This window comes from Shewanella sp. SM101 (assembly GCF_025654465.1).
Classification (GTDB): domain Bacteria; phylum Pseudomonadota; class Gammaproteobacteria; order Enterobacterales; family Shewanellaceae; genus Shewanella; species Shewanella oncorhynchi.
Genome location: NZ_JAKKRH010000132.1, coordinates 1 through 925, shown reverse-complemented (window position 1 = coordinate 925; position 925 = coordinate 1). Strand labels below are relative to the sequence as shown.

Genomic DNA, 925 nt, shown 5'->3' with positions numbered 1-925 from the left:
TGCTTAAGGTCAGTAGAACCAGTGTCAATCGCTGGGTCACCGCCTATTTAACCCATGGGCTGACTGGCCTTGACGATGCGCCCAATCCGGGCCGTCCTGCGACACTGTCCATCGCACAGCAAGCTAAGCTTAAAGCGTTCGTACAGCACAGAAGTCTATCTGAACAAGGTGGCAGGTTGATGGCCAAGGATGTCGGCCTATTTATTCAGTCTGAATTTGGTGTGACGTTCAAGCAAGCAAATATCTACCGCTTGCTGCATCAACTTGGCTTCTCATGGATTACCACTCGCTCTCGCCACCCGAAACAATCTGAGGCTATACAAGAGGCTTTTAAAAAACTTCCGGATGGCAACGATCCTTAACACACCTGGGCACGTTGCGCTCGATCGCATTGACGTTTGGTTTCAAGATGAAGCCCGCTTTGGCCAACAGAATACCACCACCCGTATTTGGGCTGAGAAAGGGACCCGTCCACGGGCCGTAAAGCAGCAACAATTTGAATCAGCGTATCTATATGGCGCCGTGTGTCCGGCAACGGGGGCGACACAAGCGATTATTGCCCCGCATGCCAATAGCGAATATATGAACGAGCATTTAAAACTGATTTCAACCGCCACCACATTTGGGCGCCATGCGCTGGTCATCATGGACGGCGCAGGCTGGCATCAACAGGATTTGGCCGATGACTTTGATAATCTGACGCTTCTCAAGTTGCCACCTTATTCACCGGAGTTGAATCCAATAGAGCAGGTATGGCAATGGCTGCGTCAAAATGTGTTGGCCAATCGTTGTTTTAGTGGTTATGACGATATTGTCGAACAGTGCTCTATCGCATGGAATACCTTCATTGAGAAGAAAGCAAGAGTGATAGAATTGTGTACTAGACCGTGGACAATTTTGACCAGTTAATTAATGTAATTGGTAT

Annotated in this window: 1 pseudogene; it reads left to right on the top strand. The window is 48.8% G+C overall.

Going from position 1 to position 925, the window contains the following annotated elements:
• Positions 1-909: pseudogene (locus tag L5M38_RS24220) on the top strand (IS630-like element ISSpu8 family transposase); the annotation flags it as partial.
• Positions 910-925: the final 16 nt, after the last annotated feature.